The sequence below is a fragment of the Colwellia sp. 5_MG-2023 genome, assembly GCF_030547795.1.
In the GTDB taxonomy this organism is placed as follows: Bacteria; Pseudomonadota; Gammaproteobacteria; order Enterobacterales; family Alteromonadaceae; genus Colwellia.
Window position 1 is genome coordinate 32353 of sequence record NZ_JAUOPW010000003.1, and the last position, 15547, is coordinate 47899.

Below are 15547 nucleotides of genomic sequence, written 5' to 3' on the forward strand. Positions count from 1 at the left end.
TAATTCAAAAATTTAAAGAGAAATACAAATGTCTAATATAGCAATTTTAGCCGGTGACGGTATCGGCCCAGAAGTCATGGTTGAAGCTAAGAAAGTATTAACGACCATCGCAAAGAAATTTGATTTAGAAATAAATACTAAAGATTATGATATTGGCGGCGCAGCCATTGATAATCACGGTAATGCCCTCCCCGATTCAACAATGAAAGGTTGTGAAGCTAGTGATGCTATATTATTTGGTAGTGTTGGTGGCCCTAAATGGGCAAACTTGCCGCCAACTGAACAACCAGAGCGTTGTGCTCTATTAGGGCTTCGTGGTCATTTCGATTTATTTTGTAATATGCGCCCAGCAACTCTACAGCCAGCTTTATCGGCACTATCTACTTTACGTAGCGATATTTCTTCTCAAGGTTTTGATGTATTAATTATTCGTGAATTAACGGGTGATATTTATTTTGGTGAGCCAAAAGGACGCAAAGGTGAAGGAGAAGATGAAACAGGTTTTGATTCGATGTTTTATTCGCGTCGTGAAATAAAACGTATTGCTCATCTTGCTTTTCAGGCTGCAAAAAAACGCAATAATAAAGTAACGTCAGTAGATAAAGCCAATGTACTTGCCACGAGCCAATTATGGCGTCAAGTCGTTGAAGAAGTTGCTGTAGAATACCCAGAAGTTGAATTAGAGCATCTTTATGTCGATAACGCCGCAATGCAGTTAGTACGTGATCCAAACCAATTTGACGTAATGCTTTGTCCTAATTTATTTGGTGATATTTTATCTGATATATGCGCGATGATTACTGGCTCTATGGGCTTATTACCTTCTGCAAGCTTAAATGAAAAAAGCTTTGGTATGTATGAGCCAGCTGGCGGCAGCGCACCCGATATTGCAGGTATGGGTATCGCTAACCCTATTGCACAAATTTTATCAGCAGCCTTAATGCTACGTTATAGCTTAAATGAAGAAAAAGCAGCAAAAGCCATTGAAGATGCTGTAGGCAGTGCGTTAGATAACGGCATACTTACTGCCGACTTATTACCTGCAGAGAAACGAGAAAAAGCAAAATCGACCAGTGAAGTGGGTGATTATATTTGCCAACAAATTATTGCCCAAAAATCTATTTAAGAAGAAGAGAGCGCTTAAAATGACTACGTCTACCCCGAAAACTATGTATGAAAAATTATGGCAAAGCCACTTAGTTCAAGAAACTAAGGGTGAGACACCATTACTTTATGTTGATCGTCATTTAATTCATGAAGTAACGTCTCCACAAGCCTTTGCAAATTTGCGTTTTCATAACCGCCCAGTACGTCATCCTGAACGTACTATTGCGACCATGGATCACAATATTTCAACACGTTCTATTAAAATTGATGCGGCGGGTGAAGGCGCGGCGAATCAATTACGTGCATTAGAAAAAAACTGTAAAGAATTTGGTATCGAATTGTTCGGTATGGGCCATAAAAATCAAGGTATCGCCCATGTTATGGGACCGGAATTAGGATTAACCTTACCTGGTACTATCATTGTTTGTGGTGACTCTCATACGGCAACACATGGTGCTTTTGGTGCACTTGCTTTTGGTATTGGTACTTCTGAAGTAGAGCACGTTTTTGCGACTCAAACATTGCGTCAAAATAAAGCAAAAACCATGAAAGTTGAAGTTAAAGGTAATGTTGGTGCTGGTATCAGTGCAAAAGATATTATCTTAGCCATTATTGGTAAAACAGGTAGTGCTGGAGCAACTGGTTATGTTGTTGAATACTGTGGTGAAGCAATTGAAGCGCTTAGTATGGAAGAGCGTATGACAGTGTGTAACATGAGTATAGAATTTGGCGCAAAAGCAGGTTTAATTGCTCCCGATCAAACAACATTTGATTATGTGAAGGGTAAGGAATACGCCCCTAAAGGTGAAGTATTTGAGCAAGCGGTTATTGATTGGACCAATTTGAAGTCTGATGAAGGTGCTGAGTTTGACGCGGTAGTAACATTAGATGCAAAAGATATTAAAGCACAAGTAACTTGGGGCACAAACCCAGGACAAGTGGTTAGTGTTGATGGTGCAGTGCCTTCACCTGATGATTTCAGTGATCCTGTTGAAAAAGAGTCTTGCATCAATGCCCTTAAGTACATGAACTTAACTGCTGGCACTAAGATGGTAGATATTCAAGTAAATAAAGTATTTATTGGCTCTTGTACGAATTCACGTATTGAAGATTTACGTGCAGCAGCAGACATTGTACAGCGCTATGAAGGACAACAAGTGGTTGATAGTGTTGATGCGATTATTGTGCCTGGCTCATACCGCGTAAAAGAGCTTGCTGAGCAAGAAGGTTTAGACAAAATATTTATCGACGCTGGTTTTGAGTGGCGTTTACCTGGTTGTTCAATGTGTTTAGGCATGAATGACGATGTATTAGAAGCGGGTGATCGTTGTGCGTCAACAAGTAACCGTAATTTTGAAGGTCGTCAAGGCCGTGGTAGCCGTACTCACTTAGTGAGCCCTGAAATGGCAGCTGCTGCAGCCATCACTGGTCACTTTGTTGATTTAAATGCGTAACTGCCAACAAGCTTATTGAGGATTAGAAAATGGAAAAATTTAACACACACACAGGCTTGGTTGCACCACTAGATGTTGCCAATGTAGATACAGACCAAATTATACCAAAGCAATTTTTACAAAAAACTGAACGTATCGGTTTTGGTGTGCACTTATTTCACGATAGCCGCTATCTTGATCATGCTGGTACACAAGAGAATCCTGACTTTGTAATTAACAAACCAGAATATAAAGGCGCTAGCATTTTATTAGCCGGTGAAAACTTTGGTTGTGGTTCAAGTCGTGAACACGCGCCTTGGGCTCTACAAGAGTTTGGATTTAAAGTGCTTATTTCATCAAGTTTTGCTGATATTTTTTATGGTAATTGTATTAATATTGGGATTTTACCGATACAACTAACAGAAGAAGAGGTGGAGCAGCTATTTAAGCTATCTACAGAGTCAGTATTAACGATTACAGTAGACTTACCGAACAACACGGTTACTTGCGGTGATTTAGTCTTTAAATTCAGCTTAAGTGAATTTCAACAATACAGTTTAGAAAATGGTGTTGATAGCGTTGGTTGGACATTAAATAAATTAGATGCCATTAAAGCGTTTGAAGATAAAATGCCGGCTTGGCAGTAAGCTTCAAATTAGTAGGCAGTAATTTAGATGCTGCTTAGTTACTGCCTACATCAATAACTAATACCAGTTTCATTAATTAAGTGAACAAATTTATACGTAGAAAAAATTGCCAAATACAAGGCATTTATTTCAATAACTAGTTGTTCTAATTATTAAATAAATAACGATGTAGTTGGTGATTTTAGCAAGTAAAAATGATCACATAGTTAGTGAGATTGGTATAATTAGCATCGACAACTTTCTTTTCAATAACGGTAAATAAACTTCATAGGATTCCGTATTAAGCCATTTACGGAATGACGCATTATTTGTCATATTGAGCTTCAAAGTTGTTATCCTGAACTTGATTGATGATCTTAATAACGATGGATAAAACTTAATTTTACCAATTAGTCAGCGCGGGTAAACTAAACTTTTCACCACGATAAGTTAGAATAACTTGTTGAGGTAAAATTTTATCAATAATAACGCCATTAGCAATGTTGTCACCTTCATAGCGATCTCGACCATTAACGTTAACCCAACCTTCCCCATCAGACGCATAAATATGTTGTTCAAAACGTAAGCTTGGCACGCCTTCTTGTACCCATGCAGGCATTTCTGTTAATGACTTTATTTCACTGTTAGTAGGTTGCTCTTGTTTTTTCGCTAATGCGGTTGCCGGGTCTTCATCAGTATTACTTTCCGTTTCCTCTATCGCCGCTTGAAAACGAGCTAATAGATCATCTGACACACCATCAACCGCTTCTATTTGATAGTTATTTTCTTCTGCTTCAGCTTTTGTTGTAGGCTTTAATGCTGGTGGCTTTGATGCAGGTTTTAGAGCGCTTTTTGCAACTGGCTCATTAATTGACTGACTAGCTGTTTTTGTTGTAATAACCGCTTCTTTTTCTGTTGTTTTTTGTGGCTCTATAACGTGCTCAACTTGATTTTGTTGTACCGTTTTTTGTGCGGACGCTTTTCTAGGAACATCGCCACTAACAATAATCTGTTCAACTTCATTATCTTGAGCTGGCTCGGCCTTTTCAGTGACAGTTTTGGTTGTCCCTTCTACGGCTTCTTCCAAAGACTCCACTGCTTTAGGTAAAGCGTTATTACTTAATTGTTGTGAAGACTCTTCTTGAAGTAATACCGGTACATCAGTCGATGTAGTGATAGTATTTTGTGATTGCCCTAACCAAAAGCCAGCAACTAATACTAAAATTAATGCACTAGCCGCTGATGCTATTTGAATGTTTTTATTCTGCCACCACGGTGTTTGTTCAAAGTCATCACCTAGTGCATGACTAGCCGCTTTTAAAACAATTTTTTTATTAACAACAGCATTATTACTGTTATAAGCTTCCATTAATGAACTATGGCAAAGCAAGTTAATAAGTCTTGGTATTCCTTGAGATAATTTATGAATTGTTGCAATAGCTCCTTTATCAAAAAGTGCTCTATGACAATCAGCTACCGATAATCTATGCTTAATATAAGCCGCTAATTCTTGAGTGTTTAGGGGTAATAAATGATATCTAGCGGTAATACGCTGCGCTAATTGACGTAAGTCTCGGCGCTTTAATAACTGCTGTAATTCAGGCTGACCAATTAAGATAACCTGTAATAACTTTTTAGTATTTGTTTCTAAGTTGGTTAACAGACGAAGTTGTTCTAATACTTGCGCCTCAAGATGCTGAGCTTCATCAATAATCAATATAGTATTAATATTAGCATCGTGGTTTTTTACTAACTTTTCAGAAATTTTATCTGTTAACGTTTTTAAAGTAGCGCCCGTTTTACGGTAACGAATTTTCAGCTGGTCACAAATCGTTGCTAATAGTTCTTGGCTTGATAAGGTCGGATTTAAAATAAAAGCTAACTGCGTATCTTTAGGTAAATCATCCATCAAACAACGACTTACTGTAGTTTTTCCAGTACCAACCTCTCCTGTAAGTAACACAAAACCGCCGTTATCGCTTGCTCCTACGCCACCTAAACCATGACTTAAATGTGTCAGCGCCTCACGATGCCTATCACTCATAAATAAGTATTTAGGGTTTGGTGCAATAGAAAAAGGTAATTCACTTAATGAAAAGAAGTTTCTGTACATAAAACGTTGCTGCTACTTAAGAAGGTAATGATTAAAGGTGATAGCGAAAGTTTAATAACCTAAGCTCAGGTTAAGTATACTACTAAAGCTTATTATACTACTAAAACAGAATCTACTGATAAAGCCCGAATATAATGACAAAGCTTAATATACTAGCAAAATTACTCTTTTAACGGGGTGATGTCTACGAATATTATGGTAAACTTTATTTATCATCTATAGGAGGTATTCTTTGACCACGCATAACAACACTATTCCAAATATACCAGAGCTTGATATTTATCTTGTGGGTGGTGCAGTTCGCGATCAATTGTTAAACAGGCCCATTAAAGATTACGACTATTTAGTCGTTGGTGCTACGGTAGAACAAATGTTATCACTTGGTTTTCATCAAGTGGGTAAAGACTTCCCGGTATTTTTACACCCAAAAACTAAAGAAGAATACGCTCTGGCACGTACCGAACGTAAACAAGGGCAAGGTTATACCGGCTTTGCTTGTTATGCTGAGCCTGACGTCACAATAGAACAAGATTTATTACGCCGAGATTTAACCGTCAATGCCATGGCGAGAAATGCTTGTGGTGATATTGTTGATCCTTATAACGGACAACATGATCTGAAAAATAGAATATTACGCCATGTTAGCGAAGCCTTTATTGAAGATCCTTTAAGAGTACTTCGTGTCGCTCGTTTTGCTGCTCGATATCATGAGTTTGGTTTTACCGTTGCAGACGAAACAATGCGTTTGATGCAGAAAATCAGCGAAAGTGGTGAGCTAACAAGCTTACCTGCTGAACGCGTTTGGCAAGAGATGCAGCGTAGCTTGGCCGAAGATCACCCCGAAGTATTTTTTAATGTTTTACGTGACTGTAAAGCACTCAGCGTATTATGGCCTGATCTTGATAAACTATGGGGAATACCTAATCCTGCTAAATGGCACCCTGAAATTTGCAGTGGTATTCATACCATGATGGTATTACAGCAAGCGGTTTTACTAACAAAAAACAATGAGAATAAAACGGCTATTCGTTTTGCTGCTTTATGCCATGATTTAGGTAAAGGGGTCACCGTTAGCGAGCTGTGGCCAAGTCATAAAGGCCATGAAAAGTCAGGACTTCCTTTAGTAGAAGATATCGCCAATAAACTTAGAGTCCCCACCTATTACAAACAACTAGCTTTGAAAGTATGTGAGCATCATTTGCATTGCCATAAAGCTTTTCAGTTGAAAGCCAGCACCTTATTAAAAATATTTGATCAACTAGATGTTTGGCGAAAACCCAAAGAGTTTGATGATTTTATAATTGCTTGTAAAAGCGACTTTTTAGGACGCCTTAACTTTGAAGATCGCTCCTACCCGCAAGCAGAATATTTAAAAGAGACTATGTTATCGGCACTACAGGTCAATGCGAAAACCTTTGTTGAGCAAGGATTAAAGGGGATTGCAATAAAAGAAGCAATGGCAAACGCTCGCTTAACCGCAATAAAAGCAGTAAAAAATAAATATTCACTAGATTAATTACTCAATCATGGGTTCGAAAATACTTTCTAAGCCATTTAGCTTTATTTCATAAATAAAAGCTAATTGTTCGCCAATTTTGCCTTCAGGAAAACCTTTTGAGTGAAACCAAACTAAGTAGGGTTCAGGTAAATGTAATAATTTTCTACCGGCATATTTACCAAAAGGCATTTTCATATTCACCGTGGCAATAATTTGTTCGTTAGTTAAACTCATCGTTTTTCGCTAAATTGGTCTTTTAAAATAATAATGGGCACGTTTTTAATAAGATAAACTAAATAACTGCTGAAATTTATTTAGCCTTTTAATGCTCTTAAAATATTTAGTTTTTCGGTATTACTTTGAATACTATCCATTTCTACACTTTGATTTTCTACTAAATTTACCCCTTTAGTCGCTTCAAGCATTGAGCTTTCTGAAGAAGAAACAAGTTGAGACATAATAGCCGACATATTGCTGGTTTTTTCTTGTTGTATATTCGTTTGATGATTAAAGAAATCAATACTTTCTGAAATAGCATCAACCGCTTCTTCTACCGATTTTACCGCTCCAGAGGTCTGCTTTACATTAGTAGTTGTATGGGTTGCAAGTTTACGTACCTCATCGGCAACAACAGAAAAACCTCTACCTGACTCACCAGCTCTAGCCGCTTCAATAGCCGCGTTAAGCGCAAGTAAATTTGTTTGATCTGCAATACCGCTAATGGCACTAATCACATTAACAATTTCAACGGTTGAAGCATTTAATGTTGCGACTTTAGCAACTAATTCATCACGCTTTCCTTGCTGACTATTCGTTTCCTCAATAAGCTCATTAAGTGCTTTAGCAATGCGCTCTTGTTCTGCATGACTCTGTTGTGATTTTTCAGCTAATGAAGTAAGACTATTCATTGATGATTCTACGATAGGTTGATACTTTTCTAATGAAACGATTAGCTCAGCCTGAATACTATTAAAAAATCGTTCTTGTTGTAACTGTGTTTCAAGATAATATGCTCGGTAATTTGCCATTCTAAGTGGAAATGAGCTTATAGAACCATGTAAAGGCGCATCTTTATCGCTTTTATATATAAGTAATATTACTGCTGTGTTATTTTGGTGTTGTCCTAACGTTTCTCCGAAACTACTGTAACCAGCAACATTGTTGACAGCTGAATAATCAATCATATTTAATTGTTCTGATGAGTTTTGTATTCTCCGAAGAATACAGTCTGTGATGATCATCGTTTCCGCTTTACCACCAATTTCATCAAGTAATTGTTTGAATTGAGTGTTTGTATGGCGAGAAATGTCTTTAACTTTAACTAAGTGTATCGTTTCACCAAAACTCATATCTGAGAAAAAACTAATCGTGTTTGACCTTAAATCAATGCCACTTACAGAACGAATAATTAACTCATCATTCATTTGCACGGCAAAAGCATTTTCAACTAAACGTTGCTCTAAATTAGCTGGTGAAACATTTAACCTTCGACAGAGAAATTCAACAACAGTTTCAATATCGCCTCGCTCATTAATAACAGTACTTAGTGTACGAGTTGCATTGTTTGATTCAGCAACAGAAAAAGAAACATCAGTTAAATCAAAATTATGGGATTTAAAAATTGCATGACGATATTGTGGTTTCAATTTAACAAAAGCGATAACAGCTTGTTTTTCACTCATTTTTCCATTGTAGCCAATGGCGGCACTTTTAAAATCTAACTTGCCACCGCTCGATCCACCGATAAAGTCACATGCAAGCTGATTACTGGATGAATATAAAGCTTCCAAAAATTGATTTTCCATTGCAGCTAAACCTGCAAACCACGTTAATGCAAAGGTATTACTGTGTTCTATTTGAAAACTAGGTTTCATTGCATTAATACTCTTTGTCATCGTATTAGTGTGTTGTATAAGGCTTTTATGGTCAGTATGTGCTGGTATATCAATAGTTTGAACCGAAATTTCGTCGATAATTTGATCACTAAAAATATGAAAAACGATATCTGGATCTTCCGCAGTATGATAAACACCTTTTTCTTGCTTTTTATTACTTAAACAACCCGCTGTCATTACCGTAATAATATTACTGGAATACCTAGAAAGAACATTTTGTATTTGTGATGCTATATTTTGTGAGCTAGAGATGTTTGGAGGTAAATATGCAATAACTAAAGGGTACAATTGGCCAGAAACCATATATTCAGGTAACGTGTTTAATTGATTCTCTTTTAATAGAAAAACATTATTACTATGTAGTTCTATAATTTTATTAGATTTTTTAAATGAAAACATCTACAACTTATTCCTTTTAGTTAATACAACTATTTATAACCTAGCGATTTCATTATACATTAGCATTTAAGTCATAATATAAAGGTTATTATTTTTAACATATAAAAACCACTTATAAATGAATTGTTGTGACTTGATAGGTGTTAATAATATATTAAGCTTCACTTACATTTTATGCTGATAAGTTTAACCGAATAACTTTCTAGCAGCATACTTATCAAAAGACATGTTATTTTAACCGTGACAACAATTGGTTCGTTAGTTAAACGCATCGTTTTTCACTAAATTGGCAACGTCCAAATAATACTAATAGAAGTATTTCTAAAAAAGTGTACTATAAATCACCAAAATAATATAAAGATCATATAAAGAAAGGGGTTCAAATATGCACATCAATAGAGATTTGATTAATAACCTGATTATATGTGTAATGATCTTTAGTGCCAATATCCAAGCAAAAGAATTAACGATTCTTACTGAACATTTAGCTCCTTTTCAAATAGTTGATAAAAACGAAATCAGCGGAATATCAACAGAAATAGTAGAAGCGACATTAAAAAATTCATCCTTTGATTACAATATTGAAGCTTATCCTTGGTCGCTTTCTTACAATAGAGCGCTGCATGAAGAGGATACTTGTATTTATTCAATAGGCCGTATTCCTGAACGTGAGCTTTTATTTAACTGGGTAGGACAAATAATTAGCAGTACAGTGTCGATGTATTCACTTGCCTCAAGTACGATCAAAATATCGACCTTAAATGATGCCAAAAAATATAAAACAGCCGTGATACGAGATGATGTAACGCACCACTTTCTTTTATCAAAAGGCTTTATTGAAAATAAAAACCTGTATGTGATGGATAACTATGATTCTTTATTACAGTTACTTGAGAAGCCTAGCCGTAATATTGATTTAGTTGTCCTTAATGATGATCTTATCTTACATCGGGTAAAAAGCACGGAAGCCGCATCAAAATATAAAAGCGTTTATAGTGTGCAAGATTTTACTTTAGATTTTCATTTTGCCTGTAGTATAACGACAGAGCAACATGTTGTAGCTGAGCTAAAAAAAATAATGAAAAAGTTAGAGCAAGAAGGAATATTGCCTGCTATTAGAAAAAAATGGACGCCAATTATGTTTAATACTCTGGATTAAGTACGAAAGATAAAATTAATTCAACTAATCTCCTAATCGTTTATACCATTACTCCCTCTTCTATCAAAATAGTTATGTTCACATTGTCTTCAATTTGCCATCTAGGTGACATAAAAATGTCATTAAATAAATCTACACTTAGCGCAATAACTTAACTATCTAAATAACCTGAGCGCAGGTTAAAGAAGGAAATTCGATGTCTATTATGAGAAAACGAAATGCTGATCATAAAAGCTATATTCCTAATAATGCACGTGATAACCAATACATATTAGCTGAATTCACAATCACAGATGAACTAATTCAACAATTTTCAAAATCGCCTTATCAAGCTAGTGTTCAGCAAGAAAACTTTTATGCCTTTTACCAAGCATTAGCGAAAATATTATTTGATTTGTCTGATTTGTTTGAAGTAGAAAACTGTCAATTTATTGCTAATGATAAAATAGCACGCGTTAGGTTTGGCCAAGAAATGCATCAATGGCAAACAAATCAACAAATTCTATTTTACTATAATCCTGAAAATCATCATTTACAAAAAACTTTTTTTGATGCGAATAAGCGTGCTAAAAAAATATCATTACTGTTTCTCACTTCAGGTACAAAAATTAGAGAGAATTCAGCACTTTTCCATACAAAAATATCTCAATTAGTTCGCGCGTATGCCAACGAAATTTCTTTAGATGAAAGTGAGATTCGCTTACGTGATCATCAACATATAACTTATGACTTATTTGCACAAAGTAAGCCAAATAATATAGATAATTCATTAACAACACGAGCACACAAACTGCGCCCTATTAGTCAGCGTTATGCAGGTCAAGATGTTGAATTACCTAAATATCACTCAGCAATGACATATGCTATTGTTAACATTCCAATTTCTAATAGATTACTCAATATGGTTGACATTGATCCGACATCAAGTGACCCATACAACCCTTTATATACTTATTTAACAGATACCTTTACACAAGCTTCAATGCAATTTAATTTAAATAATGGCGCTTTAATTGCCAATGGCTTAGTACCTATTGTACGTTACAGTATTCATGATATTGTCTCTCGCATTGGGGAGTTACAGATGTTAGGTTACAATCCTGAGCAAAATCCTTGTGGAATAGTAAGTAAGTGGGATGCGAGTGAACTGGTTGACAATGTGCAACTGATCTTTGTTGCCACAGATAAAAACAAAACTGAACATGGTTTTGCCCGCTTTTTAAATCAAATAGAAAAAGCGTTAAAACTGATGGCTACAGGATTAAAGATGGAGCCAAATAAAGATGAAGTTGTTATCAGGTTTCATCAACATATCGCTTATAATTTTTAATTTTACACTAAAATTTAACCTTACCTTATTAACTTTTTACAATATCACCCTGAGGTTTTTTTTGAAGTTTACGCTGTAAAGTACGTCTATGCATAGATAGCTGACGAGCGGTGGCTGAAATATTACCGTTATTTGCTTTTAATACTTGTTGAATATATTGCCACTGTGCTTGCTCTGCTGATAGTGTTTCACCTTCTAATTCAATATCTGTTGAAATACTTGGTGCTTTACTTTCATTTAGAGCCGCTAATAAAGTTTGTGTGTCTAAAGGCTTAGATAAATAGTCATCTGCCCCTAACTTGATCGCATCAACAGCAGTAGCAATGCTGGCAAAACCGGTAAGTAAGATAATACGGCTTTGAGGCCTAACCTTTCTTAATGGCGCAATAATGCCTAATGTGGTTTCTTGCGCTAATTTCATATCAAGTAATATATAATCTGGCGCATGTCGGCGGCATGCGAGTAGGGCCTCAGAGTTACTGTCTACATGTGAGCAATTAAAACCATGTTTGGTTAATCGCCGCATAACCGTGTTAGCAAATATAGTATCATCTTCTACCAGTAGCAATTCTTTAGTCATGTTAATCCATTTCTCTGTCTAGTCTGTATTAGTTTGTATGATGCCCAATAAATAACACTTATTTTAAGTTCCGTAAAAGCTTTAGCTAATTATTGCACCGGTAAAGTCAAGGTAACTAAAGCGCCTCCTTGATGGTGATTGGTTAATAACAACTTACCACCAAGTCGCTCAAGCGTAGCATGACTTAAAAAAACGGCCATCCCCAAACCTTGTTCACTACTTACCGGCTTCATACCTAATTCTTCTAATTTTTCCAATGTAAATCCAGGCCCATTATCCCTAATAATAAATTGCCAACAGCCCTTTTTTACTTGACTCGTTAAGGTTATTTCTTGGTTAGAATTTGCTTTAGTTGCTTGTATTGCATTATTAATTAAATTAAGTATTGCTGGTAATAGTGTTGCATCAGCCATAATAGTAACATCGACTTGATGTTCTTTTAGTAGCCTAACATCAATATCAGGGTAATTTACGCGTAAATTTTCTAATATCTCATTGAGTAAATTATCGACGGTACTCACCGTCCTCGTTTGCTCTTTAATAGAAAGTACCATCGAACGGAATGCATCTAAACTAACACTACAACGTTTTAACTGACTTTGCATATCGACAATAATACTATTATCAGTAAAGTCTTCCTCAAGTTCATCTACCAATAATTGTATGGTTGCAATAGGCGTTGCTAATTGGTGAGTTACTTGGGCTGAAGCAACCCCAAGAGAAGTTACTTGCTCTTGCTTTAATAAGTCTTCTCGATAAGCGGCAATCGCTAATTCTCGTTGGTTAATGCTACGTGCCATTTTTCCGACCACAAGTGCAACAACTAATGTAGAAAACAAAAAGTTTATCCCCATCGCAATAAAGTGCCCTTCCATATTGCCATGCATAACACTCATCGGTAAAAACCATAATAAAATGCTATAAGAGCCAATCGCCAAAAAGGCAACTAAAGTGAGTAAGGTGGGTGGTAGTGTTACAGCAGCAATGGCAATGGGTATTAATAATAACGACACAAAAGCATTCGTTGCACCACCGCTAAAAAATAATAACAGCGACATAAATACGATGTCAGAGCAAATTTGTATTAATAAAGCCAGTTGACTAACTTGCAATTTTTTTTGATAAAACACAAAACTAATAAAAGTATAAATTAACTCTAGTGCAATAACGCCAAATAAAGGAGCCCATGGCAGTTGATAATTTAAAACTAGGTTAACAAAAAGTATTAACAATAATTGAATAACAATGGCGACACTACGTAAAGCAAGTACCATTTGCATAGGGTTGCCTGACTTTAAGGTTGTTGAAAAACTAGCGATTTTAAAAAATGGAAACATAAATGACTAACAATATTAGGTTAGCAAAGCGGTACTTAGCTTAATAAGCCTTCGCTAAGCTCACTCTGTAAATAAATATGTATATCATATTATCTTTATTTTTGAGTTATGTAATGAGCAAAATCAAAAAACAGTACAATAATTTGGTAATAAGTTATCTGTTTTAAAATCATTTAAAATAGCAGAGGAGCCCACCGCCACTTAAATTTAAATTCAATTTAAGTGGCAGTTAACAGAGAGTGAGGACAGTGATAGACAACACTATATAACCTGATTAATCAGCCTAACTGATATTAACTAGCTCTTGAGGGAAATTATTGTCAGTTCCCTTAAACTCGTCTAGTTTTTGCCTTCTGCAAATAAATAAACTATTACCGGTTTGCTTTTTAGCTTCTGATTTAGCTTTAGAAGCTAAATCAGCTATTTGGTGGTAAGAGTTGTAACAAGTAGGATCAGGTTGGATTACGCCAATAGCTAAGCTCACTAAAGGATGAAAGATGTTATTCCCTCGACGATCTAAAGCATTATACCCCTGTTGATCTTGATGTTCTTTGGTAATAAATGACAAACTTTGTTTAGCAAAATCACCTAATATTTTTTGACAAACCAATTCAACATCATTACTTTTAAACATAATAATAAAATCATCGCCACCGATATGACCAACAAAACAATGTTTATTATTTGTGTTAATCATTATGCAATTCGCCAATGTTTTCAGTAATAAATCCCCTTTAGCATAGCCATAAATATCATTAAACGGCTTAAAATGATTTAAATCCAAATAGGCTAAATTAAACGGTTTTTTCTTATTTAGCATGTAATCTATTTCTTTTTCTATTACCACATTACCAGGTAAACCGGTTAATGGATTCGCGTATCTCGCTTGTTCTAACTTTGATTCAGTGATACTTCTTAATAAATCTCGCGGTGAAACAACACCAATATACTTTCCATGTTCAGTAATAATAGAGGGTTGGGTAAATTCTGAGTTTGCTCTGGCGGTTAATAACGCACTAACTTGCTCTAAAGGCATAGAATGCTCAATAATCATTGGCGTATTAGACATAATGTCACGAGCAGACTTTTTAGAAAACAGCGCTCTGCCATAAATATCAGAGTATGACTCCATCAATTGATTACGAAAAATCATTCCTAGCGGTTTATCATCATGTAAAACAGGGATAGCATGAACATTAAGGTTTTGAGTGAACAGCTCATAAACATAATTAACATTTTGGTTATAATCAACCGTTGTGGTTGCTGTAACAAGCGAAGCAATAGTTTCAACATTCGATTGCAACTCGATAGAAGAGCTAATATCAAGGACTGGAAAACACCTTATTGGGTTTTCGCTCGGTTTAGCTAAGAAAAAGCCTTGACTATAAACCATACCAAGCTCACGCAGTAACTCAAACTCTTCTTTAGTTTCAATACCTTCAGCAATTATATGAGCGTTAGATATTCGCCCTAATTCAAATAACGTTTTTAAAAACTCTCGCTTCATCACGTCTTGATCACAACGATCAATAAAGTATCGATCTATTTTAACAATGTCAGGGCGTAAGTAACTCCACTGCTTTAAACCTGAATACCCGACACCGACATCATCTATGGCAATATCAAAACCGAATTTTCTATATTTATTCAGTGCCTTAAGCAAAATATCATTATTGGGAAACGGTGACTTTTCACTGATTTCGATAACCACTTGCTGTGGTGATAATCCAGCCTGCTCAACCAATTTGATCGTTTCACCGTGAGGGTGATCTTTATTAAGCATGACATTCAAACAAATATTAATAAACAACTTACCTGCTAACTTCAGCTCAACAAAACGTGTAATTGCACTTGCTCGACATAGCAGTTCAAGTTCAGACAATAAGTTATCTTCTTGTGCCTGTAAGAATAATGCCTCAGGTGAATAAAAATCAGTATTTTTAGGTCCACGCGATAACGCCTCATAACCAACAATTATTTCATTTTCAACATCAAATATTGGCTGAAAAACAGTCGTAATAAGCTTATTAGATACAATGGATTGAATGGTTGCTTGCATGGATTTATCTC

12 protein-coding genes are annotated in these 15547 nt (G+C 35.7%); 6 read left to right on the top strand and 6 right to left on the bottom strand.

What is annotated here, in order from left to right:
• The first annotated feature begins 28 nt into the window (after positions 1-28).
• Genes leuB through leuD form a run of 3 tightly spaced genes read left to right on the top strand, consistent with a single transcriptional unit; the run spans position 29 to position 3187 of the window.
• A complete protein-coding gene (gene leuB / locus Q4496_RS03325; RefSeq protein ID WP_215973460.1) occupies positions 29-1126 on the top strand; it encodes a 3-isopropylmalate dehydrogenase in 1098 nt (365 codons plus the stop codon).
• 19 nt (positions 1127-1145) lie between these two features.
• Entirely contained in the window at positions 1146-2561 is a 1416-nt protein-coding gene (gene leuC / locus Q4496_RS03330; protein WP_215973459.1) for a 3-isopropylmalate dehydratase large subunit, read from the top strand.
• Positions 2562-2590: 29 nt separating this feature from the next.
• A complete protein-coding gene (leuD, locus tag Q4496_RS03335; RefSeq protein ID WP_215973458.1) occupies positions 2591-3187 on the top strand; it encodes a 3-isopropylmalate dehydratase small subunit in 597 nt (198 codons plus the stop codon).
• A 382-nt stretch (positions 3188-3569) separates the two neighbouring features.
• On the opposite strand, the gene Q4496_RS03340 is transcribed toward leuD, so the two are convergent.
• On the bottom strand, positions 3570-5279 hold the full coding sequence (locus Q4496_RS03340) for an AAA family ATPase (protein ID WP_215973457.1): 1710 nt from the start codon (positions 5277-5279) through the stop codon (positions 3570-3572).
• A 232-nt stretch (positions 5280-5511) separates the two neighbouring features.
• Between Q4496_RS03340 and Q4496_RS03345 the strand changes: the two genes are divergently transcribed.
• Positions 5512-6795: a multifunctional CCA addition/repair protein gene (locus tag Q4496_RS03345; protein WP_303609929.1), complete on the top strand. Its 1284-nt coding sequence runs from the start codon at positions 5512-5514 to the stop codon at positions 6793-6795.
• On the opposite strand, the gene Q4496_RS03350 is transcribed toward Q4496_RS03345, so the two are convergent.
• Positions 6796-7011: a DUF3820 family protein gene (locus Q4496_RS03350; RefSeq protein WP_215973456.1), complete on the bottom strand. Its 216-nt coding sequence runs from the start codon at positions 7009-7011 to the stop codon at positions 6796-6798.
• Positions 7012-7091: 80 nt separating this feature from the next.
• Positions 7092-9071, bottom strand: a complete 1980-nt coding sequence (locus Q4496_RS03355) for a methyl-accepting chemotaxis protein (RefSeq protein ID WP_215973455.1) — start codon at positions 9069-9071, stop codon at positions 7092-7094.
• 385 nt (positions 9072-9456) lie between these two features.
• On the opposite strand from Q4496_RS03355, the gene Q4496_RS03360 reads away from it, so the two are divergent.
• Together Q4496_RS03360 and Q4496_RS03365 are read left to right on the top strand one after the other, a co-directional pair.
• The gene (locus Q4496_RS03360) at positions 9457-10230 is read left to right on the top strand and encodes an ABC transporter substrate-binding protein (protein WP_303609930.1); all 774 of its coding nucleotides are present in this window, start codon (positions 9457-9459) and stop codon (positions 10228-10230) included.
• 196 nt (positions 10231-10426) lie between these two features.
• On the top strand, positions 10427-11560 hold the full coding sequence (locus Q4496_RS03365) for a DUF3083 family protein (protein WP_303609931.1): 1134 nt from the start codon (positions 10427-10429) through the stop codon (positions 11558-11560).
• A 28-nt stretch (positions 11561-11588) separates the two neighbouring features.
• On the opposite strand, the gene Q4496_RS03370 is transcribed toward Q4496_RS03365, so the two are convergent.
• From Q4496_RS03370 to Q4496_RS03380, 3 genes are all read right to left on the bottom strand, one after another.
• Positions 11589-12140 carry a response regulator transcription factor gene (locus Q4496_RS03370; protein WP_303609932.1) on the bottom strand — a complete coding sequence of 184 codons (552 nt, stop codon included), beginning with the start codon at positions 12138-12140 and terminating at the stop codon, positions 11589-11591.
• An 89-nt stretch (positions 12141-12229) separates the two neighbouring features.
• Complete coding sequence (locus Q4496_RS03375; RefSeq protein ID WP_303609933.1) at positions 12230-13477, bottom strand: HAMP domain-containing sensor histidine kinase; 1248 nt, start codon at positions 13475-13477, stop codon at positions 12230-12232.
• Positions 13478-13760: 283 nt separating this feature from the next.
• Positions 13761-15536: a GGDEF domain-containing protein gene (locus Q4496_RS03380; protein WP_303609934.1), complete on the bottom strand. Its 1776-nt coding sequence runs from the start codon at positions 15534-15536 to the stop codon at positions 13761-13763.
• Positions 15537-15547 lie beyond the last annotated feature (11 nt).